This window comes from Ruegeria sp. K7 (genome assembly GCF_056531785.1).
Genome location: NZ_JBQFMJ010000010.1, coordinates 21,323 through 48,089 on the forward strand (window position 1 = coordinate 21,323; position 26,767 = coordinate 48,089).

At 59.3% G+C, this 26,767-nt stretch carries 28 protein-coding genes; 10 read left to right on the forward strand and 18 right to left on the reverse strand.

Annotated features, from left to right (window positions below):
- Positions 1 to 20 precede the first annotated feature (20 nt).
- The 3 genes from ACR0FE_RS15710 to ACR0FE_RS15720 all read left to right on the forward strand — a co-directional run bounded on the left by ACR0FE_RS15710 (position 21) and on the right by ACR0FE_RS15720 (position 1,513).
- Complete coding sequence (locus ACR0FE_RS15710) at positions 21 to 758, forward strand: N-formylglutamate amidohydrolase (RefSeq protein WP_480913765.1); 738 nt, start codon at positions 21 to 23, stop codon at positions 756 to 758.
- 87 nt (positions 759 to 845) lie between these two features.
- The gene (locus tag ACR0FE_RS15715) at positions 846 to 1,085 is read left to right on the forward strand and encodes a DUF6868 family protein (RefSeq protein WP_170682117.1); all 240 of its coding nucleotides are present in this window, start codon (positions 846 to 848) and stop codon (positions 1,083 to 1,085) included.
- 113 nt (positions 1,086 to 1,198) lie between these two features.
- The gene (locus tag ACR0FE_RS15720) at positions 1,199 to 1,513 is read left to right on the forward strand and encodes a DUF1244 domain-containing protein (RefSeq protein ID WP_170682118.1); all 315 of its coding nucleotides are present in this window, start codon (positions 1,199 to 1,201) and stop codon (positions 1,511 to 1,513) included.
- Positions 1,514 to 1,553: 40 nt separating this feature from the next.
- Here the strand turns inward: ACR0FE_RS15720 and ACR0FE_RS15725 are convergent, their stop codons facing one another.
- From ACR0FE_RS15725 to dgcN, 3 genes are all read right to left on the reverse strand, one after another.
- Entirely contained in the window at positions 1,554 to 2,414 is an 861-nt protein-coding gene (locus ACR0FE_RS15725; protein ID WP_480813909.1) for a D-amino-acid transaminase, read from the reverse strand.
- Positions 2,415 to 2,424: 10 nt separating this feature from the next.
- Complete coding sequence (gene dgcA / locus ACR0FE_RS15730; RefSeq protein ID WP_170616047.1) at positions 2,425 to 3,390, reverse strand: N-acetyl-D-Glu racemase DgcA; 966 nt, start codon at positions 3,388 to 3,390, stop codon at positions 2,425 to 2,427.
- A gap of 76 nt (positions 3,391 to 3,466) precedes the next feature.
- Positions 3,467 to 4,468, reverse strand: a complete 1,002-nt coding sequence (gene dgcN / locus ACR0FE_RS15735; RefSeq protein ID WP_170616045.1) for an N-acetyltransferase DgcN — start codon at positions 4,466 to 4,468, stop codon at positions 3,467 to 3,469.
- A gap of 295 nt (positions 4,469 to 4,763) precedes the next feature.
- Between dgcN and ACR0FE_RS15740 the strand changes: the two genes are divergently transcribed.
- A complete protein-coding gene (locus tag ACR0FE_RS15740) occupies positions 4,764 to 5,726 on the forward strand; it encodes an L-malyl-CoA/beta-methylmalyl-CoA lyase (RefSeq protein WP_480913768.1) in 963 nt (320 codons plus the stop codon).
- A 99-nt stretch (positions 5,727 to 5,825) separates the two neighbouring features.
- Here the strand turns inward: ACR0FE_RS15740 and ACR0FE_RS15745 are convergent, their stop codons facing one another.
- Positions 5,826 to 6,626: an IclR family transcriptional regulator gene (locus ACR0FE_RS15745; RefSeq protein ID WP_170616041.1), complete on the reverse strand. Its 801-nt coding sequence runs from the start codon at positions 6,624 to 6,626 to the stop codon at positions 5,826 to 5,828.
- A gap of 307 nt (positions 6,627 to 6,933) precedes the next feature.
- On the opposite strand from ACR0FE_RS15745, the gene ACR0FE_RS15750 reads away from it, so the two are divergent.
- The 4 genes from ACR0FE_RS15750 (at position 6,934) to ACR0FE_RS15765 (ending at position 10,377) form a co-directional block, all read left to right on the forward strand.
- Complete coding sequence (locus ACR0FE_RS15750; protein WP_170682123.1) at positions 6,934 to 7,884, forward strand: MBL fold metallo-hydrolase; 951 nt, start codon at positions 6,934 to 6,936, stop codon at positions 7,882 to 7,884.
- A 134-nt stretch (positions 7,885 to 8,018) separates the two neighbouring features.
- On the forward strand, positions 8,019 to 9,629 hold the full coding sequence (locus ACR0FE_RS15755; RefSeq protein WP_321248912.1) for an FAD-dependent oxidoreductase: 1,611 nt from the start codon (positions 8,019 to 8,021) through the stop codon (positions 9,627 to 9,629).
- Positions 9,630 to 9,634: 5 nt separating this feature from the next.
- Positions 9,635 to 9,841 (forward strand): DUF2783 domain-containing protein, encoded by a 207-nt coding sequence (locus ACR0FE_RS15760; protein ID WP_480913770.1) that lies wholly within the window; start codon positions 9,635 to 9,637, stop codon positions 9,839 to 9,841.
- Positions 9,838 to 10,377, forward strand: coding sequence for a VOC family protein (locus tag ACR0FE_RS15765; protein ID WP_170616033.1), 540 nt, complete (start codon positions 9,838 to 9,840; stop codon positions 10,375 to 10,377). Before ACR0FE_RS15760 ends, ACR0FE_RS15765 begins: the two co-directional genes overlap by 4 nt.
- A gap of 52 nt (positions 10,378 to 10,429) precedes the next feature.
- On the opposite strand, the gene ACR0FE_RS15770 is transcribed toward ACR0FE_RS15765, so the two are convergent.
- The 14 genes from ACR0FE_RS15770 to ACR0FE_RS15835 form a co-directional block, all read right to left on the reverse strand.
- Positions 10,430 to 11,191 carry a Phenylacetic acid catabolic protein gene (locus tag ACR0FE_RS15770; protein ID WP_480523619.1) on the reverse strand — a complete coding sequence of 254 codons (762 nt, stop codon included), beginning with the start codon at positions 11,189 to 11,191 and terminating at the stop codon, positions 10,430 to 10,432.
- A gap of 15 nt (positions 11,192 to 11,206) precedes the next feature.
- Positions 11,207 to 12,283 (reverse strand): 2Fe-2S iron-sulfur cluster-binding protein, encoded by a 1,077-nt coding sequence (locus tag ACR0FE_RS15775; RefSeq protein WP_480913773.1) that lies wholly within the window; start codon positions 12,281 to 12,283, stop codon positions 11,207 to 11,209.
- Positions 12,284 to 12,294: 11 nt separating this feature from the next.
- The gene (gene paaD / locus ACR0FE_RS15780; protein WP_170616027.1) at positions 12,295 to 12,756 is read right to left on the reverse strand and encodes a 1,2-phenylacetyl-CoA epoxidase subunit PaaD; all 462 of its coding nucleotides are present in this window, start codon (positions 12,754 to 12,756) and stop codon (positions 12,295 to 12,297) included.
- A gap of 5 nt (positions 12,757 to 12,761) precedes the next feature.
- Entirely contained in the window at positions 12,762 to 13,529 is a 768-nt protein-coding gene (paaC, locus tag ACR0FE_RS15785) for a 1,2-phenylacetyl-CoA epoxidase subunit PaaC (RefSeq protein WP_480913775.1), read from the reverse strand.
- Positions 13,529 to 13,813, reverse strand: coding sequence for a 1,2-phenylacetyl-CoA epoxidase subunit PaaB (gene paaB, locus ACR0FE_RS15790; RefSeq protein ID WP_170616022.1), 285 nt, complete (start codon positions 13,811 to 13,813; stop codon positions 13,529 to 13,531). Before paaB ends, paaC begins: the two co-directional genes overlap by 1 nt.
- Before the next feature lie 15 nt (positions 13,814 to 13,828).
- Positions 13,829 to 14,821, reverse strand: a complete 993-nt coding sequence (gene paaA / locus ACR0FE_RS15795) for a 1,2-phenylacetyl-CoA epoxidase subunit PaaA (protein WP_480913777.1) — start codon at positions 14,819 to 14,821, stop codon at positions 13,829 to 13,831.
- 15 nt (positions 14,822 to 14,836) lie between these two features.
- Positions 14,837 to 16,039, reverse strand: coding sequence for a 3-oxoadipyl-CoA thiolase (gene pcaF, locus ACR0FE_RS15800; RefSeq protein ID WP_480913779.1), 1,203 nt, complete (start codon positions 16,037 to 16,039; stop codon positions 14,837 to 14,839).
- A 166-nt stretch (positions 16,040 to 16,205) separates the two neighbouring features.
- Complete coding sequence (locus ACR0FE_RS15805; RefSeq protein ID WP_480913781.1) at positions 16,206 to 17,021, reverse strand: PaaX family transcriptional regulator C-terminal domain-containing protein; 816 nt, start codon at positions 17,019 to 17,021, stop codon at positions 16,206 to 16,208.
- Between the two features lie 45 nt (positions 17,022 to 17,066).
- Positions 17,067 to 19,097: a phenylacetic acid degradation bifunctional protein PaaZ gene (paaZ, locus tag ACR0FE_RS15810; protein ID WP_480913783.1), complete on the reverse strand. Its 2,031-nt coding sequence runs from the start codon at positions 19,095 to 19,097 to the stop codon at positions 17,067 to 17,069.
- A gap of 120 nt (positions 19,098 to 19,217) precedes the next feature.
- On the reverse strand, positions 19,218 to 20,408 hold the full coding sequence (locus ACR0FE_RS15815) for a cytochrome P450 (RefSeq protein WP_480913785.1): 1,191 nt from the start codon (positions 20,406 to 20,408) through the stop codon (positions 19,218 to 19,220).
- Complete coding sequence (locus ACR0FE_RS15820) at positions 20,408 to 21,760, reverse strand: TRAP transporter large permease (RefSeq protein WP_480913787.1); 1,353 nt, start codon at positions 21,758 to 21,760, stop codon at positions 20,408 to 20,410. Before ACR0FE_RS15820 ends, ACR0FE_RS15815 begins: the two co-directional genes overlap by 1 nt.
- A complete protein-coding gene (locus ACR0FE_RS15825) occupies positions 21,757 to 22,263 on the reverse strand; it encodes a TRAP transporter small permease (protein ID WP_480913789.1) in 507 nt (168 codons plus the stop codon). The genes ACR0FE_RS15820 and ACR0FE_RS15825 overlap by 4 nt, the downstream gene beginning before the upstream one ends.
- A 58-nt stretch (positions 22,264 to 22,321) precedes the next feature.
- On the reverse strand, positions 22,322 to 23,341 hold the full coding sequence (locus ACR0FE_RS15830; RefSeq protein WP_480913792.1) for a TRAP transporter substrate-binding protein: 1,020 nt from the start codon (positions 23,339 to 23,341) through the stop codon (positions 22,322 to 22,324).
- Between the two features lie 40 nt (positions 23,342 to 23,381).
- Positions 23,382 to 25,445, reverse strand: coding sequence for a 3-hydroxyacyl-CoA dehydrogenase NAD-binding domain-containing protein (locus ACR0FE_RS15835; RefSeq protein ID WP_480913794.1), 2,064 nt, complete (start codon positions 25,443 to 25,445; stop codon positions 23,382 to 23,384).
- Positions 25,446 to 25,547: 102 nt separating this feature from the next.
- Here ACR0FE_RS15835 and paaG point away from each other — a divergent pair, with 102 nt between their 5' ends.
- Positions 25,548 to 26,333 carry a 2-(1,2-epoxy-1,2-dihydrophenyl)acetyl-CoA isomerase PaaG gene (paaG, locus tag ACR0FE_RS15840; protein ID WP_480913796.1) on the forward strand — a complete coding sequence of 262 codons (786 nt, stop codon included), beginning with the start codon at positions 25,548 to 25,550 and terminating at the stop codon, positions 26,331 to 26,333.
- Between the two features lie 2 nt (positions 26,334 to 26,335).
- Positions 26,336 to 26,761: a hydroxyphenylacetyl-CoA thioesterase PaaI gene (gene paaI / locus ACR0FE_RS15845; RefSeq protein WP_480913798.1), complete on the forward strand. Its 426-nt coding sequence runs from the start codon at positions 26,336 to 26,338 to the stop codon at positions 26,759 to 26,761.
- The last annotated feature ends 6 nt before the right edge of the window (positions 26,762 to 26,767 follow it).

The window sequence follows — 26,767 nt, forward strand, 5'->3', positions numbered from 1 at the left end:
ACAAACTTGATGACAGGCTCATGACGTACACTCCGTTTTTCATTCACGGCGAGGATCGCCCGTCCCGCTGGCTGATCACCTGCGACCATGCAACCAACACTGTACCGCCCGAAATCAACGGCGGAGACCTCGGCCTGCCGCGCGAGGATATGGAGCGTCACATCGCCTATGACGTGGGCGCCTACGAGGTGTCGAAACATCTGGGCGAAATTCTCAACGCTCCGGTGATCGCCGCCAATTTCTCGCGTCTGGTGATCGACCCGAACCGCGGCGAGGACGACCCGACACTTCTGATGAAGCTCTATGACGGTTCGATCATCCCCGGCAACCGCCACGCGGACGCGGCCGAAAAGGAACGTCGCCTGAACATGTGCTACCGCCCCTATCACGAGGCGCTGGCGCAGTTGGCGGCCCTGCCGCACGCGGTGATCGTGTCGATGCATTCGTTTACCCGTCAGTTGCGGGGCCGCGACCCGCGCCCCTGGCATATCGGAATCCTGCACACGCCGGATGAACGTTTCTCACGTCCGCTGATCAACCGGCTCGAGGCAGAGGGCGATTTGTGTGTTGGCGTTAACGAACCCTATACCGGGGTTCTTCCCGGCGACGCGATCGACAAACACTGCACCAGCTTCGGTCGCCCGAACGCGCTGATCGAACTGCGCAATGACCTGATCGCAGACCATGCCGGACAGCGTGAATGGGCCGAACGTCTGGCCCCGATCTTGCAAAGCGCCTTGGAAGACAGCGGCCTGTGACGTTAGGTCACCTCGGGCCGTTTCCCGACCTCACGTTATTGTGAGCATACCCCGCAAACCCCATATATTTCGGGAAAGGAGACGACCATGACTCAGGAAATCCTGACGACCGTCTTCGGCTGGATGACGGTCCTGAACATCGCCCTTTTGGGCTTTACCACATTGATGATCATAGTCCTTCAGGACTGGATCGCGGGGATCCACGGCCGGATGTTCCAGATGGAACGCGCCGACGTGAAAAGGGCATATTTCAGGTATCTCGCCAACTACAAGATCCTGACAATCGTATTCTGCCTGATGCCTTGGCTGGCACTGAAACTGGCATGAATTCGATTTCAAAGGCTGGGAGGGGTCCGTTAGGCCCTTCCTGTTTGTTGTAACAAAGCCGCCGGATTGTTAGGTCAGGCTCAGAACATAAGACAATAACTCGGAGCCATCTAATGGACAAGCAAACCGAAATCGAACTTCAGGCCGCGGCCTTCCGCCGGTTGCAGAAGCATCTGATGGAAGACCGCACCGATGTGCAGAACATCGACATGATGAACCTTGCCGGATTCTGCCGCAACTGCCTGTCGCGTTGGTATCAGGAAGCGGCCAATGAAAAGGGCATCGAGATGGGCAAGGAAGAAGCCCGCGAAGTTTTTTACGGCATGACCATGGATGAGTGGAAAGCCAACTTCCAGACCGAAGCCAGCCCCGAGAAGCAAGCCGCCTTCAAGGTCGCCTTCGAAGAGAATGTCACCAAGAAAGGCTGACGCCTGAAAAAAAGGCCCGCCAATGAAGCGGGCCTTTTCTTTAGATTGCGGCCTTGCGGCTTTCGTCCAGATAGATCTCGCGCAAACGATTGGCAATCGGACCCGGCGTTCCGTCGCCAAGCGCCACACCGTCAATCTCGACGACGGGCATGACAAATGCACTGGCCGAAGTGGTGAAAGCCTCATCCGCCTCTTTGGCTTCGTCGATGGTGAACAGCCGCTCTTCGATTTCCATCTGCGCTTCTGCCGCCATGCGCAGCACGGCCTTGCGGGTAATGCCGTGCAGAATGTCGTTGGACAGCGGACGGGTGACGATCTTGCCGTTCCTGACGAAATAGGCGTTGTTGCTGGTGCCTTCGGTCACATAGCCGTCCTCGACCAGCCACGCATCGTCACAGCCCGCTTTCTTGGCCATCATCTTGCCCATCGACGGATACAGCAACTGCACGGTCTTGATGTCGCGGCGGCCCCAGCGGATATCCTCGATCGAAATGATCTTTGCACCCTTTTTGGCGGCCGGGCTGTCGGCCAGACCCGGCTTGTTCTGAGTGAACAGAACAAGGCTGGGTTTGGTATCCGCAGAGGGGAACACAAAGTCCCGGTCGCCGTCCGATCCGCGGCTCACCTGAAGGTAAATCAGACCCTCATCAATGCCATTCAGCTCCACCAGCTTTCGGTGGATCTCAAGCAGTTCTTCCTTGGTGCAGGGCTCGGCCATCTCCAACTCGTCCAACGAACGTTTGAGGCGCACGGCATGACCTTCGAAATCAATCAGCTTGCCGTCCAGAACGCTGGTGACTTCGTAAACGGCGTCTGCAAACAGAAAGCCTCGGTCAAAAATGGATACCTTGGCCTCGGTCTCGGGCAGGTACTCGCCATTCACGTAAACGGTGCGGGTCATGTATGTCTCCTCAGCCCCAAAGTGCCGCCACGGGCGGGTGCACTCCGGCGTCATCAAAAATCAGCGGGTTGTCGCGGTCTTCGGCCAACAGAAGCGGACCGTCAAGATCCGTTACCATCGCCCCCTGCGCCAGCAATGTCGCAGGCGCCATCGCCAGCGAACTGCCGACCATGCAGCCAACCATCACGCGATAGCCTTCGGCCAGTGCGTGTTCGCGCAACGCCAGCGCCTCGGTCAGACCTCCGGTTTTGTCGAGCTTGATGTTGACCACGTCATATTTGCCCTTCAGCGCAGACAGACTGGCCCGGTCATGACAGGATTCATCCGCGCACACAGGCACCGGGCGGTCCATCCCGATCAGCGCCTCATCATCACTTGCAGGCAACGGCTGTTCGACCAGCGCCACACCCAGACGCACCAGATGCGGGGCAAGATCAGCATATACCTCTGCAGACCACCCTTCGTTGGCGTCCACGATGATTTTTGCGTCAGGCGCGCCAGCGCGAACGGCTTCAAGCCGCGGCATGTCGTCCGGAGTTCCCAGCTTGATCTTCAACAGCGGCCGGTTCGCGTTTTCGGCCGCCTGCTTTCGCATCGCCTCAGGCGTGTCCAGCGACAGCGTGTATGCCGTGATTTCAGGTCCCGGAATCGGCAAACCGGCCATTTCCCACACACGCTTGCCCGCGCGTTTTGCCTCCAGATCCCAAAGCGCGCAATCAACCGCATTCCGCGCGGCACCAGCGGGCAGCAAACCAGTCAGCGCCTCCCGGGAAATATTCGCAGGCAAACCCGCGATCTCGGCCTCAACCGAATCCAGCGTTTCGCCATACCGGGCATATGGCACGCATTCGCCCCACCCCTGATGCGTCCCGTCTGAAATCCGAACCGTCAGCACCCTCGCCTCGGTTCGCGACCCGCGCGAGATGGTGAAGACCTGCGCCAGCCGAAACACATCGCGAGAAACTTCAATCTGCACGAACACGCTCCTTCATCTTTTTCCAAATACTCCCGCCGGAGGCAGAACAGCGGCTGCCGCCGGCGAAACGTTCAGATCACAACGCAGCCAGCGCGTCCACCAGCTTGCCCGACCCAAATCGGAACGGGTCCGTTGCCGGCAGGCCCATGTCGGCTTCGATTCTGGCCAGATAAGCGGTCGCATCTTCCTCGGACATGTGCTGAGTGTTGACCGATACGCCTACAACCTGACAGTCTGGGTTCGCCACTTTCGCAAGTGCCAGCGCCGTGTCGCGCAGGTCTTCCAGACTCGGCAGCTGGTAAGTCGGCAAGCCGCGCATATGCTCGCGCGTCGGTTCATGGCTCAGGATCAGCGCGTCAGGCTGGCCGCCGTGGATCAAGGCCATGGTCACACCCGAATAGGACACGTGGAACAAGGATCCCTGCCCTTCGATCAGGTCCCAGTGATCCTCGTCATTGTCAGGTGTCAGCCATTCGACAGAGCCCGCCATGAAATCCGCAATGACGGCGTCCAGCGGCACACCGTCACCAGTGATGAGGATCCCTGTCTGACCGGTTGCGCGGAAGGTGGATTTCATGCCGCGCTTGCGCATTTCAGCATCCATCGCCATCGCCGTGTACATTTTGCCCACCGAACAATCCGTCCCCACGGCCAAGCAGCGCTTGCCCTTGCGCTTGATGCCGTTGGCAATCGGGTAGTCCACCTCGGGCACCCGGACATCATGCAGCGTGCGCCCGGTGGCTTCTGCCACGGCAACCAGATCGGGCTCATCCCGCAACAGGTTGTGCAGACCCGAAGCCAGGTCAAACCCTTCCTCCAACGCCATGACCAGAACTTTTTTCCATTCCTGGCTGATCACACCGCCACGGTTTGCGACCCCGATCACAAGTGTCTTGGCACCAGCCTCACGCGCTTCGACCAGCGACATGTCGGTCAGACCCAGATCGGCCTTGCAGCCTTCCATCCGATACTGGCCCACGGCATTCTCCGGTCGCCAGTCCTTGATGCCAACAGCCACTTTGGCCGCCAATTGGTCGGGCGCATCGCCCAAAAACAGCAGATACGGTGTTTCGATCATCGCCATGCACTCCTTTGATTCCGGCGCAGGCTAAAGAACGCAGCAAACGAGCGTTTCGCATTTTCGCCCGGACGCACCCCACGCAATAGGATTATCTTGCATTAACCCGCAGAATTTCGGGACAATCTTGCAAGTTTTCAAACTGATTAAACTTTAGTCACCGTCAACGCACCGATTTTCGGCGAATGCTGCAACAGCATTGCCGCAGCTGCACAAAGGCGCTTGCGCCTGACCGCGCAATTTAATACCTCATTGAGCAAGTATACCGCAATTTCCTTTCTCGCACGAGGTCCCGATGAGCTTTCGCATCCAACCCGCCGCCCCTGCACGCCCGAACCGCTGCCAATTGTTCGGGCCGGGATCGAACACCAAGCTGTTCCCGAAAATGGCCGCTTCGTCTGCGGATGTCATCAATCTGGATCTTGAGGACTCGGTTGCCCCGTCCGACAAGGATGCAGCCCGTGCCAACGTGATCGAGGCGCTGAACACCGTCGAATGGGGTTCCAAATACATGTCCGTGCGGATCAACGGGCTGGATACACCCTATTGGTATCGTGATGTCGTGGACGTGCTGGAACAGGCCGGGGACCGCCTGGACCAGATCATGATCCCCAAAGTGGGCTGCGCCGAGGACGTCTATGCCGTGGATGCCCTTGTCACCGCCATCGAACGGGCCAAAGGGCGCACCAAGCCGATCAGTTTCGAAGTCATCATCGAATCCGCTGCCGGTATCGCGCATGTCGAGGCCATTGCCGCGTCCTCTCCTCGTTTGCAGGCGATGAGTCTTGGTGCCGCTGATTTTGCAGCCTCGATGGGCATGCAGACAACCGGCATCGGCGGAACGCAGGAAAACTACTACATGCTGCGCGAGGGCGAAAAGCACTGGTCCGACCCGTGGCACTGGGCACAAGCCGCCATCGTCGCCGCCTGCCGGACCCATGGGATTCTGCCGGTGGACGGGCCGTTCGGCGATTTCTCAGATGACGAAGGCTATATAGCGCAGGCGAAACGTTCGGCCACATTGGGCATGGTCGGCAAATGGGCAATCCACCCCAAGCAGATCGCTCTGGCCAACCAGGTGTTCACCCCGTCAGACGAAGCAGTGTCCGAAGCTCGTGAGATTCTGGAGGCGATGGAACAGGCCAAAGCCAATGGCGAAGGTGCAACGGTCTACAAGGGCCGCCTGGTCGACATCGCCTCAATCAAACAGGCCGAGGTCATCGTCGCACAGTCCGAACTGATCGCCGCGAACGGCTGAACGTCACCTCTTTTTCGATATAGTCTTTTGATAATGCGCCTCCCATCAAAGGAGGTGCATTTTTTGTGTCCTCGCCAAGCCTTCGGACCACGCGCCCGCCTACCCGTTGTCGGATACCGCTCCGTTGTCTATCGCCTCGGGATACCGGCCGCCGCGCAACAATGTCAGGCGCTTGGCGGCCTTCCTGACATTTTCCTCGATGATGCTCTGATGCGCCTCGGTCGCCCGAACGGCGGGCAGAGCCACGGCCACGGCCCCGCACACCTTGTTGCTGGGGCCAAAATACGGGGCCGCTATCCCGATCACACCTTCCTCAAACGTGCCGCTTGAAATCGAAAGGCCTGTCTGACGGATCTGATCCAGTTGCTGCCGGATTACAGCCGCATCGGTTTGGGTTTGCGTCGTATGCGACTGCAAGGCGCCCCCTTCAATAAACGGCTCGACAAAGGCAGGGGCCGCGAAAGCCAGATAGGCCAGCCCCGAGGCCGTCGCGTGCAACGGCAGCGACTCGCCTGATCCTATGATAACCCGGTTCATGCTTTTGCTTTCGATCGTGGCAATATTGGCCAGCGTTTGGCCCGCGATGCGCGACGCATGCGCCGTTTCGCCCGTGATCGCATTCAGATCCCGCAACACGATCTTTACCGCATCGACAAGCGGAAAACTGGCCTCGCGCAATTGGGAAAACCGCAGAAACGCGGGGCCCAGATTGAACAAACGTGTTTCCTCGTCCTGTTCGACAAAGCCCTTGGATTCCAGCGCGGCTAAAAACCGCATCGTCGTCGCCTTGTTGTAACCGGACAATTTCGAAAGCTCACTCAGGCCGATACGGTGGCGTCTTTCATCAAAAAACTCCAGCAGGGACAGCGCCTTATGTACTGTTGATGGGCCTTCCGCCATGTCACCTCGCAAACCAGACCTGATGATCCTTACCCCATGCATGGATAGCTTGACAGAGCAGAAGGTCAAAGCAATATTTGATCCATCGGCTCAATATTTGAATTGACGCGCAGCGCAAGAAGAAGCAAATAGACGTCAGCGGACGTGTCGGTCTGTCTCAGATCAAGGCGGCAGAACCCGTCGTTGGCGTATTCGCATGTCAGGGCGAAGGCAGCACAGGCTGACCGCCCGGATCGAAACTTATGGGACCTACCCGCCGCGCTGCGGTTATTGCTGTGCGGATGACAGAACGTCAAAGGAACAGGAAATGGCCAAGGCATTCGCCTCGCAGGGCGATCTGAGCGAAAAGAAAATCACCTTCGATGAAATCGGCGACGGACTGTACGCTTTTACCGCCGAAGGGGACCCGAATTCCGGCGTCATCGTCGGCGATGACAGCGTGATGATCGTCGAGGCACAGGCCACACCGCGTCTGGCAAACAAGGTGATCGAATGTGTCCGATCCATTACTGACAAGCCGATCAGCCACGTGGTGCTGACGCATTATCACGCCGTGCGCGTTCTGGGTGCCAGCGCCTTTGACGCCGGGCAGGTGATCATGTCGAACGCAGCCTACAACATGGTTCTGGAACGCGGGCAGGAAGATTGGGACAGTGAATTTCAACGCTTTCCGCGCCTGTTCGAAGGACATGAGAGCATTCCGGGCCTGACCTTCCCGACAACGACCTTCTCGGACAGCATGACCGTGTTCCTTGGCAAACGCCGCGTCGACATCAAACAGATCGGTCGCGCCCACACGGCAGGCGACGCCATCATTCACGTGCCGGATCAGAACGTGATGTTTACCGGCGATATCGTCGAATATCACTCGGCCTGCTATTGCGGCGACGGGCATTTCGCCGACTGGGGTCAGACCCTGGACAACATCAAGGCCTATGACGTGGACGCCATCGCACCGGGGCGCGGCGATGCGCTGGTTGGAAAGGAGATGGTGGAAAAGGCCATCGAAAACACCCGCGACTTTGTAGACAGCACCTACCGGCCTGTTCGCAGGATTGCTGCCCGCGGCGGATCGCTGAAAGAGGCATGGGATGCCGTGCGCGCCGAATGCGACCCGAAATTTGCCGATTACGCGATCTATGAACACTGCCTGCCCTTCAACGTCGCCCGCGCCTATGACGAAGCCCGCGGTATCGCCCATCCCCGCATCTGGACCGCCCAGCGCGATCTTGAAATGTGGGAAGCCCTGCAAGGCTGACGAATTGGGGCCGGTTTGATTCAGATCGTGGCGACCCGAATCAGACGGTGAAACTATTGACCTGACGCTCTGGCGCCTGCGCGCCAGGGTTCGAATTTCTGCGCCCTGTTGCGCAACACCTGGGGAGAGAGCCTGTGAACAAGATTTTCGAAGACCCTCTTTATGCATACGAGCCCAGCCCGGATCAGACCGCGCCGACACCGGTGCGTCACAAGGTCATTGTTGTCGGCGCGGGCCCGGTCGGGTTGGCCGCTGCCATCGATCTTGCACAGCAAGGGGTCGAGGTTGTGGTGCTGGATGACAATGACAAGGTCAGCTTTGGCAGCCGGGCCATCTGTTTCGCCAAGCGTCCGCTGGAAATCCTCGACCGGCTGGGATGCGGTCAGGCGATGGTCGACAAGGGCGTCGTCTGGAACAAGGGCAAGGTGTTCTTCGATGACCGGCAGGTCTACAACTTCGATCTGCTGCCCGAGGACGGGCATCAGCGCCCGGCTTTCATCAATCTTCAGCAATATTACTTCGAGCAGTTTCTGGTCGAGCGGGTTCGCGAAATGCAGGCGCAGGGCGCACCGATCCAGATCCGGGGCCGCAACAAGGTCGAGGCGGTCGGCACCCATCCCGATCACGTCAGGCTCGAGGTGGAAACGCCCGAAGGCTCGTACACCATCGAAGCGGATTGGGTGATCGCCTGCGACGGGGCCGGATCGCCAATGCGGGCCATGTTGGGCAAGGACTTTGTTGGCCGTGTGTTCGAGGACAACTTCCTGATTGCCGACGTAATCATGGAGGCCGACTTCCCGTCCGAGCGCTGGTTCTGGTTCGATCCGCCCTTCAACAAGGGGCAATCCGCGTTGCTGCACAAACAACCGGACGGCGTCTGGCGCATCGACCTGCAACTGGGCTGGGACATCGACAAAGAGCGCGAGAAGCGCCCCGAAAACGTTATCCCGCGTCTCAAGGCTATGTTGGGCGATGATGTCGAGTTCGAGTTGGAGTGGGTCAGCATCTACACCTTCCAGTGCCGCAGGATGGAACAGTTCCGCCATGACCGGGTGATCTTTGCCGGCGACAGCGCGCATCAGGTCAGCCCGTTTGGCGCGCGCGGTGCCAACTCGGGCCTGCAGGACACGGACAACCTGTGCTGGAAACTGAAGCTGGTGATCGACGGTCTGGCCCCGGAAACGCTTCTGGACAGCTATGATATCGAACGTATCCACGGGGCGGATGAGAATATCCTGAACTCGACCAGGTCCACGGACTTCATCACACCGAAATCCCAGATGTCCCGCATCATGCGCGACGCGGTGCTGGATCTGAGCGAACATTATGAATTCGCCCGTCCGATGGTGAACTCCGGTCGGTTGAGCGTTCCCTGCACCTACGATGGCTCGCCCCTGAATTCGGCGGATGCGCTGAACGGGCCGGCTTCGACCCGTCCGGGCTCGCCCTGCCCAGATGCGCCATTGGGGGACGGCTTCCTGCTGCCGAAACTGGCCGGGAAGTTCACCCTGATGACCATTGATGCCGATGCCCCGGATGAGATCGAGGTGGACGGCATCACGGTTTCGCGCCTGGCCCTGTCGATCAAGGACGACCGGACAATGGCCCTGAAACGCCGCTATCTGGGTGATGCGCCGCAGGGGGTCTATCTGATCCGACCGGATCAGCATGTGGCGGCGCGACGCGACACCTACGAAGAAAACGCATTCCGGCATGCGGTCCGCCGCGCCACAGGTAAGGAGTAATCGCCATGGCCGATCTGATCCTCACACCAAATTTCGACAATACCGATGGGTTCTACGCCGATCTGCTGGATGCACATGAAGGGCTGGACAAGGCACAGGGGGACGCGCTGAACACGCGCCTGGTGCTGGTTCTGGCCAACCATATCGGGGATAACGACGTGCTGCGACAAGCCCTGCGCGCCGCGTCGCTTCAACAGGAGGACAACACGTGAAAATCGAGAAAATCCACCACGTCGCCTATCGCTGTAAGGACGCCAAGGAAACCGTCGAATGGTACGGCAAGATGCTGAACATGGATTTCATCCTGGCCATTGCCGAGGATCACGTACCATCGACCCACGAGCCTGATCCCTACATGCATCTGTTTCTGGATGCGGGTGACGGCAACGTTCTGGCCTTTTTCGAGCTGCCGACCAAGCCCGAGATGGGTCGCGATCCCAACACGCCGATCTGGGTACAACACATCGCCTTCAAGGTGAAAGACCGCGAGACGCTGCTGCAGTTCAAAGACCATCTGGAAGCCAACGGTGTCGAGGTTCTGGGCGTCACCGACCACTCCATCTTTCACTCGATCTACTTCTTCGACCCCAACGGGCACCGGGTCGAACTGGCCTGCCCCGATCCCGAGGAAGAGGCGATGCTCAAGCGCATGGATGAGGTCAAATGGCTGATGCTAGATGAATGGTCAAAGACCAAGAAGGCCCCGAAACACGCAGACTGGCTGCATGCCAAAGAACTGAACAAATAACGTGGCAAAAAGGCCGTCTGTTTTTTGAATAACAGACGGCCTTTGTTCTTAGCTATCGCGGAACTTCCAGCCCGTATTTCTCAAGAATAGCCGAGGCCGCGACAATCCAGCGATCGCGCAGTTCGGCATTCCCGGTGCGGCGCAGCCCCAGCGCCTGAAGATCTTTCAGCCGCGCCGGGTCATCCCCCCCGAAGGAAACGGCGACGCGTGGCCACCAATAGTTGACCGACGCCTGAATCGCGGCCGTATCACCATCCTCTGCCAGTCTGGCCACACCTTCCTCGGCCAACTCGGCGTGGCGCGCCTCAACCGGTGCGATTGCACGAAAGGCTTCGGCCAGAGGTTGATATGAGACACTGCTGAATTCGGCCAGTTGCACGCCGACAGCGCACCCCATGATCAGGTTCATGACCACTGCGTCCGTCCACCCTTCAAGCGGATAATTGAAGACGGCAAGTCGCATATCATGTTCGTTGCGGGTCGCGCCAATATCGGCTGAACGGTCCAGCCGCGCAGCCCAGGGGTGGTGCGTCGCGTAGCGTTTCGTATTGACACCGAACTCACCCATGATGGTCAGGACACGATCGGCGTTATCGGTTTTCTCCAACACGATCTTGGCGGCGGCAATACGTTCCTTGATGCCCGGGCCGGTGTTAATGACGTCGGCAAACCCGGCGGCACCGGCCAGCTCGCTGTCCACAAAGGTCGCCATCAGCTTCATCAGTTCGGCGCGATACCGCGAAGGCACGTTCGAAGGGTTTGTCAGCACCCCACCCTGCGCAAGGTAGCTTTCAATGCTCATATCATCCGGCATGACAGGTCCCCTTCTTTATTGATCATAATCGACGACGACAGTGTCGGTCAGTGGAAAGGACTGACAGGACAGAACATAGCCCTTCTCGACCTCATAATCCTCCAGCGCATGGTTGGTCACCATCTCCACCTCGCCCTCAATCACTTTGCAGCGGCAGGTCGAACAGACCCCGGCCTTGCAAGCATAGGGCGCATCCATCGCGTTCTGCAAAGCCGCGTCCAGCAGCGTCGTGTCCTTGGGCATATCGATGGTCTGGGTTGCGCCGTCCAGCGTGATGGAGGCCTTTGCCGTATTGGCGCTGCTGGCGGCATCCTTGGCCTTGGCCTTGCGCTTCAACCGACCGGGCTGGGCGCTGGCGAAAAGTTCGAATTTGATCTGACCGTCATCCAGTCCATGATCACGCAATGCACGGGCTATGCCCAACATCATCGGCTCGGGGCCGCAAATGAATGCGGTATCGACATTTTCGATGTCGATCCAACCGGTTTTGAATAGTTGCGCGCATTTCTCTTCCGTCACCATTCCGGTGAACAGATCGATTTCCTGGGCATCCGTTTCGAGCACATGGATGACGTTGAAACGTCCCATAAAGCTGTTCTTCAGGTCCTCAAGCTCCTCGCGGAACATGATCGAGTTCACGCTCTTGTTGGCGTAAACAAGCGTGAAACTGGAATTGGGTTCACGTGACAGGGTGGTATTCAGGATCGACAGCACCGGGGTAATGCCGGACCCGCCCGCGAAACCCAGATACTGCTTCTCGTTTCCGGCATCCAGTTCGGTAAAGAACCCACCCATCGGAGGCATCACCTGAATGGTATCCCCCACCTTCAGGTCTTCGTTGGCCCAAGTCGAAAACGCGCCGCCATCGACCCGCTTGATGCCGACCTGCAGGACACCGTCATCCTTGCCCGCACAGATCGAATAGGATCGGCGCAGTTCCTCACCGTCAAAGTCGCGGCGAAATGTCAGGTACTGGCCTTGCGTAAAGTCGAACTCGGCAGCCGCACCATTCTCGGGCTTCAGCGTCACGACCACTGCATCGCGGATCGTTTTGCGGATGTCTGTGACTTCAAGATCATGAAAGCGCGCCATGGGTTCCTCCCTCAGATGCACTTGAAATAGTCGAACGGTTCCAGGCAGTCGCAACACCGCCACTGCGCCTTGCAGGGGGTCGAGCCGAACTGGCTGAGTTTTTCGAGATGGTTGCCACCACAACGCGGACAGCGTTCGGGTCCGCCTGCCGGTTGCGGCGGTGCGATGCCGAACTCTTCCAGACGCACGCGCCCCTTGTCCGACAGCCAGTCGGTGGTCCATGCAGGTGAAAGCTGACGGCGCAGTTCAAGCCTGTCGATCCCCTTTTCGCGCAGCGCCGTCTGGATATCCAGATTGATGACGCTGGTCGCCGGGCAACCCGAATAGGTTGGTGTGACGGTGACAACCAAAAGATCATCTTCCCACGCGACGTCGCGGATGATCCCCAGATCCACCAGAGAGATCACGGGGATTTCCGGATCGGGCACATGGTCCAGCCACTGCCAGATTTCACCGACGGAGGGCCGCGCCATCACTGTCACCACCGGCAACCGGGATAGGCACGCGGCAGCCACTGCATCGTGCACAGCAGATGGCCCAGATGTTCGGTATGCATCTGGCCGGTGCGACCACCCTTATGGGCAAAGCGGCTTTCGGGAATGATCAGCGTCGCCTCGGAAAGGACCCGGCCCACCAGCGTATCGTATTCTTCACGCAACTGGCCGGGGTCGCTCGAGATACCGGCCGTAACCATGGCCTCATCGACCGCGTCGCCTTCAAACATCTCTCCGACATAGGGCCAAAGGTAGTTCAGGGCGGCCTGCATCCGGTTATGGCTTTCCTCGGTTCCGTCTCCCAGACCGACAACCGTGTCGGCAGATCTTTCCAGGTGATACGCCACTTCTTTGCTGGCCTTTTCAGCGATCTCAGCCACAGTCCGATCCGACGATCTGATCAGCCGGCCCAGCATGATGGAATGCCACGCATCGAACAGAAACTGACGCATCAGGGTCTGACCGAAATCGCCATTGGGCATCTCGACCAGCAGAACGTTGCGAAAATCCCAGACGTCGCGAAGAAAGGCCAGATCGTCCGCCGACTTGCCTTCGCCCTCAACTTCGGCCGCATAACCCAGCCAGAGCTGCGTCTGACCGATCAGGTCCAGCGCCGTATTGGCAAGCGCGATGTCCTCTTCCAGCACGGGCGCGTGACCGCACCATTCGGACACCCTGTGCCCGAGGACCAAAGTGTTGTCGCCCATCCGCAGCAGAAATTGCAGCAGGGCCTGTTTGTCGACTTCTGCCATCACATATGCCCCACTTCGTCCGGGATGTCGTAAAACGTCGGGTGGCGGTAGACCTTGCTCTCGGACGGCTCGAACAGGGGGCCCTTCTCGCCGGGTGCGGTGGCCGCGATGTGCCGGGCTTCAACCACCCAGATCGACACGCCTTCGTTGCGGCGCGTATAGACATCGCGCGCGTTCTTGATCGCCATTTCTGCATCTGGTGCATGTAGCGAACCAACATGCCGGTGGCTCAGCCCATGCTGGCCGCGGATGAAGATTTCCCAAAGGGGCCATTCATTTTTCATAGCGGAACCTCCTGATTACTCTGCCGCGTGCTTGCGGGCGGCTTTCTTGCGGGCATGTTCCAGCAAGCCGTCGCGCACCCACGCGCCGTCGTCCCACGCCTTGTTGCGCGCAGCCAGCCTGTCCACGTTGCACGGACCATTGCCCTTGATGACGTTGAAGAACTCGGACCAGTCCGGGTCGGTGTAGTCGTAGTGGCCGCGATCCTCGTTCCATTTGATGCCGGGATCTGGCAAATCGAGGCCAAGGAATTCGATCTGCGGAACCGTCTGGTCCACGAACTTCTGGCGCAGCTCGTCATTGGTGTTGATTTTGATTTTCCACGCCATCGACTGCGCCGAGTGCACTGAGTCCTTGTCAGAGGGGCCGAACATCATCAAAGACGGGAACCACAGCCGGTTCAGCGCGTCCTGCGCCATTTTCTTCTGCTCGGGCGTACCTTCAGCCATCTTGCGGATGGCGTCATAACCCTGCCGTTGATGAAAGCTCTCTTCTTTGCAAATGCGAATCATCGCGCGCGAGTACGGCCCGTACGATGTGCGCTGCAACGGCACCTGATTCATGATCGCCGCACCATCCACCAGCCAGCCGACGGCACCGATATCCGCCCAGTTCAGGGTCGGATAGTTGAAGATCGACGAATACTTCATGCGCCCGTCCAGCAACATTTCGGTGATCTCGTCGCGGCTGACCCCAAGCGTTTCCGCCGCACAGTAAAGATACAGACCGTGCCCGGCCTCATCCTGCACCTTGGCCAGCAGGATCGCCTTGCGTTCCAATGTGGGCGCACGGGTGATCCAGTTGCCTTCGGGAAGCTGGCCGACGATTTCTGAATGCGCATGCTGTCCGATCTGGCGAATCAGGGTCGCGCGGTAATCATCCGGCATCCAATCCCTTGGTTCGATCTTGATATCGCGGTCGATCTTGTCCTGGAACTCACGCTCCTGATCCGTCATCTCGTCTTTGGATTTGACGCCGGTTCCGGCCGTTTTCACAAGTTGAGCATACATCTGGGGTCTCCTCCCTTAGACGCGTTCAAGGATCAGGGCGACGCCCTGACCCACGCCGACGCACATGGTGCAAAGCGCAAAGCGCCCGCCCGAGCGTTGCAGTTGATAAGCCGCGGTCAGCACGATGCGGGCCCCCGACATGCCCAGCGGATGACCCATTGCAATGGCACCGCCATTGGCATTCACGTGCGGTGCATCATCGGCAACACCAAGCTCGCGCAGCGTGGCAAGGCCCTGAGCCGCAAACGCCTCGTTCAATTCTATCACATCCATCTGATCGATACTCAGACCGGCGCGGGCCAGCACCTTGCGGCTAGCCGATACCGGGCCGATGCCCATGACGCGCGGCTCGACACCAGTAGCGGACATTCCCACCACGCGCGCCATCGGTGTCAGGTTATTCTTGTGCGCGGCCGCCTCGCTGGCCAGAAGCAGCGCCGCTGCGCCATCGTTCACACCCGAGGCATTACCCGCAGTCACGGTTTTGCCGGGGCCATTCACACCTTTCAATCCGGCCAGCTTCACGGCATCAGTTCCGGGACGGGGATGTTCATCCGTATCCACGACAACCGGATCGCCCTTGCGCTGCGGGACCGAGACCGGGGTGATCTCATCCCGGAAAATCCCCGCCTCATGCGCTGCTTGCCAGCGAGCCTGACTGCGGGCCGCGAAGTCGTCCTGATCCTGACGGCTTACGCCATAGTCTTCGGCCACGTTGTCAGCCGTTTGCGGCATGCTGTCCACGCCGTACATGTCTTTCATCTTCGGGTTTATGAACCGCCAGCCAATCGTTGTGTCATAAACCGCATTAGCGCGGCTAAAGGCACTGGTGGCCTTGGGCATGACAAAGGGCGCGCGGCTCATACTTTCCACGCCGCCCGCAATTGCCAGATCAAAGTCGCCCGCCCGAATCCCACGCGCGGCCATGCCCACCGCATCCATCCCGCTGGCGCAAAGCCGGTTCACGGTGGTTCCCGGAACATCAACCGGCAAACCGGCCAGCAGCGCCGCCATACGCGCCACGTTCCTGTTGCTTTCACCGGCCTGATTGGCATCGCCAAAGATAACGTCATCCACACTGGCCCAGTCCGCCTGCGGATTCCGGGCCATCAGCGCGGCGATCGGCACCGCCGCAAGGTCATCTGTTCTGACCGAAGACAACGCGCCACCATACCGGCCAATCGGGGTACGTGTCGCGTCACAAATGAATGCGTCCATCAAAAGCCTCCTGTCGCAACGGCCAGAAACACCAACCGTATGGTCGGTTAATACGGGCCGCGATGATTCGAAGCAAGAAATATGTTACGAATTTTTTGCCATTTCTGAATCAATGTAACTTATTGTTCCACACACCGACCGTCGCCACCGGGAAATACCGGGACCACTATCCGGTCAAAGCCGATTCAAGCGCCTTGATCGAAGGGCGCGGCAACCTGTCGAGGATCTGGAAAACAACCTTTCGGCAGGCCGGACCCTTCCACGCCTCGGGCAGAAACTCTGACGGCAAGTCCGGGTGGCGCAAAACGATGCGGCGCCAGCTGTGAACGATCAGGACCCGCAAGACCGCCGCCTGAAACGGATCGCCGACACCCGAGGCCGGAATGCTCTCCTGAACCGCCCGCAATCGGGTCAGAAGCTGTTTATATCCTTCGTTCAGCGCATCTGGTCCGCAACGTTCGCGCAGCCAGCGGGGAACCGAGAGGTCGCCGCTTTGAACAATAAACAGGTCTTCGATACCTTCCGGAGCCTCACCGGGAGCCATCGCTGCCGTGCTGCTCAGTGGAATGTAGTCACCGGTCAGCAGCAGATCGGCCAGTTCCTGCCGGGACCCGTCCGAACTGTCCGCGATAAGGACATGCCAGGTTTCCGGGCGCACGCTTTCGCGGGCGTAGATGCGCGGCACCGCTGCGGCGCTTTGAGCGCGCCCGAACGCCGTCAGGCTATGCGTGCTGTTGCGCCCGCTTCGGGTGCTTTCGATCCAGCCCTCCTTGCGCAGTCGGTGCAAAGCAACGCGGGTCGCTTCAGACTTTATCCCGGCAAGCCCGGTCAGCCGGGTGATCAGGGCACCGCTGATCTGATCGGTCTCGTTCTGGGCCAGATCGCCGAAAATCGATACCAGCACCGACCAAACCCGCTGCGTGCCGGACGCCGTCAGCTGGGCAATACAGGTTTCGAACCAGTCAGAATGCGGATCCTTCATAGCCTAAGTATAGCCCGGCCAAGGGAAATTGCCATCCGGCCCGCTTCAGTAGGCTACCATTGTCAGCAATTCATATTCCGCCACCAGATCACCATCCTGGTTGGTCAGCGACACGTGCCAGCGCACTTCTCCGTATTCATCATTGCGCCCGGTCTTCTTCATGACAGTCAGCCGCACTTTGATCGCATCGCCCGCTTCCACCGGCTTCATGAAACGCAGTTTGTCCAGCCCGGTATTGGCCAGAACCGGACCTTCGTTGGGTTCCACAAAAAGACCCGCCGCAAACGAAAGCAACAAATAACCATGCGCCACACGACCAGGGAAGAACGGGTTCCGCTCGGCCGCGGCCTGATCCATATGGGCGTAGAAAGTGTCGCCCGTGAAATGCGCGAAATGCTCGACATCGTCCATGGTGATGGTGCGCGGTGCCGTATGAATGGTCTCGCCAATCGCCAGATCGTGATACCGACGGGTAAAAGGATGCGCCGGGCCTTTGATCTCGGTCGCACCGGAAACCCACCTGTCGCCGATCGCGGTCAGGATATCGGGCGAGCCCTGAATTGCTGTGCGCTGCATGTAATGCTGCACCCCTCGCACACCACCCATCTCTTCGCCGCCTCCGGCGCGACCGGGGCCGCCGTGGACCATGTGCGGCAACGGAGACCCGTGGCCCGTCGCTTCCTTCATCGAATCCCGGTTGTTGAAATACAAACGCCCGTGATAGGCCCCGGCCCCCATGACAATCTCACGCGCGACGGATGGGTCGCGGGTGACCACGGACGCCACCAGTGAACCCTGCCCCTTGTTCGCCAATTCAACCGCATGGTCCAGATCACGATATCCCATGATGGTGCTGACCGGGCCGAAGGCCTCGGTATCGTGCACCCGCCGGGCCGTGTCAGGGCTGGCGCAATGGAACAGCATCGGTGGAACAAAGGCGCCCTTTTCGACATCCGCACCGTCAATGGCGAAGTCTTCAGGATCGCCGAAAACCCGCTCGGCCTCCTGCCCGATGATCGCGGCTTTTTCCAGAACATCGCGCCTCTGGCCTTGTGAAACGAGCGCGCCCATGCGGGTGGTTTCAAGCCTCGGATCGCCGATGACCGTCTTTGCCAATCTGTCCGAAAGCGCATCGATCACAGCCTGAACATGTGTTTCCGGTGCGATGATCCGGCGGATGGCCGTACATTTCTGCCCCGCCTTTGTTGTCATTTCGCGCTGAACTTCCTTGATGAACAGGTCGAACTCGGGCGTTCCGGGTTCCGCATCCGGTCCCAGAACCGAGGCATTCAGGCTGTCCTGTTCGGCCACAAACCGTACCGAGTTCTCAAGGATCACCGGATTGGCACGCAGTTTCAGTGCCGTTTCGGCCGAGCCGGTAAAGCTGACCACGTCCTGCATTCCCAGCCGGTCGAGCATATCGCCCAATCCGCCCGTCACCAACTGCAAGACACCCGTGGGCAAGATGCCTGAATCCAGCATGATGCGCACGCACAACTCTGTCACGTAGCAGGAGTTGGTGGCAGGTTTTACAATCGCCGGAACCCCGGCCAACAACGTTGGCGCCAGTTTTTCCAACATGCCCCAGACCGGGAAGTTGAATGCGTTGATATGCACCGCGACGCCCTGCAACGGGGTGCAGACATGCTGGCCCAGGAACGTTCCGTTGCGCGACAATTGCTCAACCTCGCCGTCCAGGAAGACATGCCCGTCAGGCATCTCGCGACGCCCCTTGGACGCATAGACAAAAGTCGTGCCGATGCCGCCATCGATGTCGATCAGGTGGTCGGATTGAGTCGCGCCTGTATCGAAAGACAGATCATACAGTGCCTGTTTGTGCTGCCCCAGATGCATGGCCAGCGCCTTCAGCATCTTTGCCCGCTCGTGGAACGTCATTCTGCGCAGGGCGGGCCCGCCTACATCCCGCGCGTGGTCCAGCATTGCCTGCACGTCCAGCGCGTTGTTACCCGCGGTCGCGATTACGTCTCCGGTGACTGCACTGGCGATGGAACGGGCGCCTTCACCCGGCCCAATCCATTCACCGGCGGCAAAGCTGGAAATCTGTTGGATGGTCATATGTGCCTCCTCATCCTTGGCATCCGGTCGGCGAATTTGGCCGGGTCGTTCGGATCAAACTATTATTAACCGATCGGTCGGTCAAACATAAAACAGCAAAAATGCCTATCTATGCTGCATCTATGCCACCCGAGCTGGCAGACGGGCAAAGCCGCGAAACCTGATGCGATTTCCTCTTTGCGCACCCTCCTGCAACTCAAAACCGGGAAAGCGCTCGAGAAAACGGCCAACGGCAACACGCCCTTCCATTCGCGCCAGAGTCAGCCCGACGCAGGTATGCGGCCCGCCGGCAAAGGCGTGATGTTTGTTGGGACGGCGATCCAGTTTCACGGCATCGGGGTCGTCAAACTGGCGCGGATCACGGTTGGCAGCACCAATACAGAGGTGAATATCCGTACCCGCCGGGATCATGTGATCATGGAATTCAACTGCCTCGGTGGTCAGGCGATTGCCGAACTGGTTCGGGCTTTCCAGCCGCAGGAACTCGTCCACTGCAGTCGTGATCAGGTCGGGTCTGGTCCGAAGTTCGGCCCGTTTATCCGGGTGCCGGTGCAACAGATCAAGCGCGTTACCGATCAGGTTTGTGGTGGTTTCGTGACCGGCATTCAGAATGAAGATACAATTCTGATACAGCTCGACTTCGGTCAGCCGATCGTCCACATCACCCTGCATCAGTCGGGTCAGGACGTCTGTTTCCGGGTCGCCCGGACTGGCGCGGCGGTCGTCGATGATCCGGCGCAGGTTTTCGACGAAATCGGCGACAGCGCGATTGCCCTGCTCCTCCTGCTCGGGCGTCAGCTTGGGCTCAAGCGCCCCAAGTATCGCGAGCGACCAGTCCCGCAAAGGCTCACGCTCGTCACGGGGAATGCCCAGAAGATTTCCGATGATCTCGATGGGAATGGCACCGGCAAAATCTTCGATCAGTTCGACTTGGCCCTTGGCCTGCATCTCGTCCAGCAGGCGATCAACCAGTTCGACCAACCCCGGCTCCATCTGCGCCAGCGCGCGGGGGTTCAGCGCGCCGACCATCACCTTGCGCACACGGGTGTGCAACGGCGGATCGTTGAACACAAGGCTGGTGGTGTGGTGTTCGAATAATGCGCTATCGACCCCGTATTTCGGGCCAAAGACCGCCTTCTTGTCCGAAATGAAACGGCGTGTATCGCGATACACCAGATCCAGATCCTCGTATCTGGACAGGATCACGCTGCCATCCGGCTGCACACAAACCGGCGCATCCTCGCGCAAAGCGGCGTAGGTCGGATACGGATCCTGATGGAACCCCTCGGGAAGTGCGGTCAGCGCGAACATCAGTGCCCCATCGCGCCCATCTGCTCGGGCAGGACCAGCACCAGCCACGGCACCAGAACGATCAACGCCAGGCGGAAGATGTCGGCAACCCAGAATGGTGTCACGCCCCGGAAGATCGTACCGGTCGACACATCGCCCACCACACCTTTCAGGATGAACACGTTCAGACCGACGGGCGGGGTTATCAGGCTGATTTCGGTCACAACGACCACGACAATGCCGAACCAGATCGGGTCATAGCCCAGCGACGTGACCAGCGGGAAGAAGATCGGCACTGTCAGCAGCAGCATCGAAAGCGACTCAAACACGCAGCCAAGGATGATGTAGATGCCCAGGATCATAAGGATCACTACGAAAGGCGACACTTCATATGCCGTCACCAGCGCAATCAACGCTTCGGGCAGACCCGCCAGGTTGATGAAATTCGAAAAGATCTGCGCCCCAATCAGGACCGAGAACAAGGCCGCGGCTGTATAGGATGTTTCCTTCAGCACTTCGAATGTCGAACTCAGCGTCAGGCCGCCGCGCGACAGGGCGATCAGGAACGCGCCCATTGCACCCATGCCCGCCGCTTCGGTCGGGCTGAAGGTCAGGTTCAGCGGGTGAAAATCAAACGCGCCGTAGAGGCCCCCGATAACCAGGAAGAACAACAAAAGCACGGCCCAGACGGATCGTAGCGCCGTCAGACGCTCGCCCCAGCCGTGGCGTTCACCGGCAGGGCCTGAATCAGGCTTGCGCCAGACGGTCCAGCGCACCGCGAACAGGTAGAACAGGATGCCCATCATCCCCGGCAATATCCCGGCGACAAACAGCTTCCCGATCGAGGTTTCGGTCAGCAGGCCATAGATCACCAGAATGACCGAAGGCGGGATCAGAATGCCCAGCGTCCCGCCTGCCGCAATCGAGGCGGTCGACAACTCGTCCGAATAGCGATAGCGGCGCATTTCGGGCATCGCGACCTTGGACATTGTAGCAGCCGTGGCCAGAGACGACCCGCAGATTGCCGAAAAACCACCGCAGGCGGCGACGGTCGCCATGGCGATACCGCCCCGGAAATGCCCCAGGAAAGCGTTCGAAACCGCGTAAAGTTCACGCGCTAATCCGCCTTTGTTGACGAACAGGCCCATCAGGATGAACAGCGGCACAACCGACAGGCCATAGTCCTGCGCGGTATCCGTGATCTGGCGGCCCACCATCGACATGGCGGCCTTGAGCCCCCGTTCCGAAAAAATCGCGCCGCCGCGTTCGTAGGCGAAGCCATACGTGCCAACCAAACCCATCGCAAAGACAATGGGCAAACGAAGCAGCACCAGAACCAGTACCAGTGTGAAACCGATCAGGGCTGCGGTCATTGGGTCTGCTCCGACAGGGCGTGGGGTGCAAAGATGTACATCAGCCCGGTAATCACCATCGCGATGGCTGCAATAACGGTGAAGAAGGTGATGAACCAGCCGACATAGAAGACCGGGATCGACAGGTATTCTGTGACGTCCCCGTAGTCACGCGCGCGCTCGGACAGTATCCAAACCCCATTGATTGGCCAGATCAGCATGATGCCTGATGCCAGGTAAACCACAGCGTCACGGGCCCGGCTAAGGCGAAGACGGGAAAACAGACCGTCTGTCAGATCGACCGCGATCTGGCCTTTTCCCGCGGAAATCATGGGCAGGACCGAAAACACGAGGATGGCCATCAAAATCCGGGTCAGTTCGGTCGCAGCCTCGATCGGAGCATTGAAAACCGAGCGCAGGATGACATCGCAGAATGTCATCGCCATCAGGATGAACAGGGCCACACAGGCCAGCAGCGTCGGAAAAAAACTGGCGCGCCGCGCCCAGATCACGAGGTTTCGCATGATTAGGTCTCTTGCCGGAAAAAAATGGCTGGTGGGAAACCCCACCAGCCGGACAGCCTTACTGAGCCGCCATTTCTTGCACGATCAGGTCATAGGTTGCCTGCGCGTCGATACCGGTTTCCTTGACTTCGCCAATCACCTTGCTTCGAACGTCGGCCGCAATCTGATTGAACTGTTCAAGATCTTCTGCGGACGCGGCGTTGATGCTGTTACCATCCGCCGCCTCGGTCGCCTCGCGCCCGATGGCGTCGATCTGGTCCCAGATCTTGCCGATCTCACGGCTCAGCGGCTCGCCAAAGACTTTCTCTTCCAGCGCCTTCTGCAGATCTTCGGGCAGGTCGGCAAACGTATCTTCGTTCATGATGAACGCAAACGAGCCGCGATAGAGCCCGCCGGGCACTTCGTAAACGTTCTGTGCGACCTCGGTCAGCTTGAAGCCTTTGCGGGATTCAAACGGCATGACAACGCCATCCGCCGCTTTGGACGCGAGCGTTTCATAGACCTTGGGGGCCGGAACCTGAATGCCGGTTGCGCCAAGCGCCGTTCCAACGTCGCCACCCACACCACCGGGGATACGTACCTTCAGCCCCGAGACCTGATCCAGCGATGTCACCGGAGCGCTTGAATGCAGCTGCGCCGGACCGTGCGTGTGCAGCGCGATCAGCTTGACCCCGCGATGCTCGTCGGCCGCTTTCAGGTACTTCTCATAGGCGCGCCAATAGGCGACCGATGCGGCCTCGGCCGATCCTTCGTACCCGGGCAGTTCGATCATCTTTGTAGTGACGAAGCGACCCGGCTGGTAGCCGTGGAAAATGATCGAGGCATCTGCCGCGCCATCCATGATCAGGTCCATTTGCGCGGGCGGTGGTGCAAGGCCAAGTTTCAGCTCGGCGGTGACTTTACCATCCGTGGCTTCTTCGACCATTTCGGTGAATTTCGGCCACATCATTGCGTTGATGCCATGGGTCGGCGGGGCCCAGCTGGAAATGGTCAGCGTGTAATCCGCCGCCAACGCCACAGTACCCGAAACGGCCAGCGCGGCCGAGGCAAGAAGGGTACTCAACTTAGTGAACTTCATGGATCTGTCTCCTCCCAGTGAAACATGAGTTAAGAATGCGTTAATGGTCCTTTTTGTAACCATCAACGGGTTTAGAGCTTTCAGGCGCCACCGCCAACTTCCAGGACGCGGGGCTTTCGGACGCCACCAACTGCATGGCTTCCAACGTTTTTTTCCATCCCACCTCAGTCGCGTATTGCATCGGGCCGCCGCGCCAGCGTGGGAAACCATAGCCATGGATCTGAACCATATCGACGGCATCCGTGGTTTCGGCGATACCTTCCCTGACAATCATCGCCCCTTCGTTGGCGAGAACGGCCAGAATGCGGGAAGTGATTTCCTCAGCCGAAAACTCCCGGCGCGCAATGCCCTGCTCGGCAGAATATGTTTCGATCAGCGCCTCGACCTCGGGGTCACGGATCGGTGCGCGGTTGCCGTCTTCGTAACGATACCAGCCTTTACCGCTGCGCTGCCCAAAACGCTTCAACACGCAAAGCTGATCGGCGATGGTGACGTACCGCTCCTGCGGATCACGCGTGACCGCATTGCGTTTTCTGTTGGCCCAGGCGATCTGCAACCCGGTCAGGTCTTGCAATTCATATGGCCCCATCGGCATTCCAAAAGCGCGCATCGCGGCGTCAATCTGATACGGCATGGCACCATCGGCCAGCAGGTAATCCGCCTCACGCCGGTACGCGGCCAGCATTCGGTTTCCGATAAATCCGTCACATATTGCCGACAGGACCGGAACCTTGCGCAACGTCTTGCCCAAAGCAAAACCTGTCGCGATCACCTCGGCACTGGTGTGAGGGGTTTTCACGATCTCAAGCAGTTTCATGACATGCGCCGGGCTGAAGAAATGCAGCCCCAGACAACGGGCGGGATTTTGCACCCCTTCGAATATGTCGACAGGATCAAGATAAGACGTGTTGGTGGCCAGAAGGGCGTTCGGCTTCATGTGGGCGGAAAGGTCTGCAAAAACCGCGCGCTTGACGCTCAGATCCTCGAATACCGCCTCGATCGCCAGATCCGCGTCTGCGGCGCCAGAATAATCTTCCACGGCGCTGAAGGCCGACAACCGATCCTGCATCTGTGCTTCGGTCATTCTGCCGCGCTTTACTGCCCCATTCAAAAGCTCTGAAACGCGCACCTCTGCCGCTGTCGCCGCCTCGGCATCACGTTCGATCAGGGTTACAGCAAGACCACCGTTCAGCGCGGCCGTGGCGATCCCGGCCCCCATAAGCCCGCCGCCGACCACAGCGATTCTGTTAATCGCGCGGGGTGAGGCACCCTGAATTGCCGATGGCTTGGTCACCGTACGCTCCGCAAAAAAAGCATGACGCAATGCACGGCTTTCCGGGGTTTGTCTCAGCTCCAAGTGACGCGCCCGCTCTTTCGGCTGGCCTTTCGAAAATGGTTCCAGCGCCCATGACAACGCCGTCAGGTTCTCCAGCGAGGATTGCTGACCTTTGGCACGTTTTTTCAGCACCTCTCGCGACACTTCAAAAAGATCGGGCGCAATGTCTTGCACTTTCCGCTGACTGACGGGTACAGGCCGCGCAGGAAGATCCGCGACAAACTCTCTGACCGCCAGGTCGGTGTTTTCAGCGACCAGATCGACACCCCCAAGCTCTTGCAGGACTTCGGCTGTCAGCAGCTTTCCCGAACAGGCCATATCGATTGCAACGTCCATCCCGGCAAGGCGTGGCAGTCGTTGTGTGCCTCCGGCACCGGGGATCAGCCCTACATTGACCTCGGGCAGCCCAAACCGTGTGCCCGGCGCAGCGATCCGCCAAGCACAGCCCATGGAAATCTCGAAGCCACCGCCCAACACGTTGCCATGCAACTGGGCGACAAACGGAACCGGGCTGTCTTCGATCATCTGCACGACATCAGGTAGGTGAGGTTCAACAGGCGCACTGTCGAATTCCGACATGTCGCCACCTGCAATGAAGGTCGAACCGGCGCAGCGCAGAACGGCAACCCGGGCATCCTTGACGGCATCAACCGCATCCGCCAGCCCCTGGCGCACCTGCAACGACGTCGCATTCACCGGCGGATTGTTCACCGTGACCCAGGCGATGTCGCCTTCAAGATCCACTTTGACCAGCGGGGATTGCGTCATGCCGGCTCCCAGTTCGGTTCAGATTCGCAACTCGGTTATTTATTGACCAACCGTTCGGTTAATGCAATATGGAACTTGCCGGATTTCAAACACGAGGTCGCCATGAGCGATACCATTCTTGCCATAAGTCACGGGAATTGGGTCGAAATCACCCTGAATCGCCCTGACAAACTGAATTCCTTCAACGAGGAAATGCACCTTACCCTGCGTTCCGCGCTGGAAAATGCGCGCGACGACGGCGCGCGGGCCGTCTTGCTGACCGGCGCCGGGCGCGGTTTTTGTGCAGGGCAGGATCTTGGCGACCGGGACCCTTCGAAGATGGATGGGCCGCCCGATCTTGGGCACACTGTGCGCACCTTCTACGCGCCGCTTGTTCGGCTGATCCGGTCGCTCAACTTTCCGGTCATCTGCGCGGTGAACGGTGTTGCCGCCGGCGCGGGCGCAAACCTTGCATTGGCCTGTGACATGGTCCTGGCGGGCGAGAGCGCGAAGTTCATCCAGAGCTTTTCCAAGGTGGGGCTGATACCCGACACCGGCGGAAGCTGGCACCTGCCCCGGTTGCTGGGTGAAGCACGCGCAAAGGGCCTGGCCCTGACAGCGCAACCCCTGCCTGCCGCGCAAGCCGCCGAATGGGGGCTGATCTGGAAAGCGGTGCCGGACGATCAACTGATGCCCGAGGCTCGCGCGCTGGCTGAACAGTTCGCAAATGGCCCGACGCTGGGTTACGGGCTGACAAAAGAATGCATTCACGCCGCTGCTAAAAACACCCTTTCCGATCAGCTGGATCTGGAGGCGCAAGCCATGAAAACCTGCGGTCAGAGTGCGGACTATGCCGAGGGCGTCGCCAGCTTTCTGGAAAAGCGCGCACCGAATTTTCAGGGCAGGTGACCATGAACGCGAAAGAACGGGCAGAAAAATCAGCGGCCGCCATGTGGGCCAGCGATCAGGCAAGCAAGTGGTTCGGCATGGAAATCCTTGAGGTCGATGAAGGCCGCGCCGTGCTGACCCTGACCGTCGCCGCGCACCATTGCAACGGTGTGGGCATCTGCCACGGCGGCGTCAGCCACGCCCTTGCCGACAGCGCCTTTGCGTTTGCCTGCAACAGCAGAAACACCGTCACCGTGGCGCAGCATACGGTGATGAGTTATCTCGCCCCCGGCCAGTTAGGCGACAGCCTGACCGCCACGGCGACCGAAATATCCCTGACCGGGCGGAGCGGCATCTACGACGTCCGCGTCACCAATCAGGACGACAAACTGATCGCCGAGTTTCGCGGCATGTCCCGCGCGATCAACGGCCAGTTGTTCAAAGAATAACTTCGC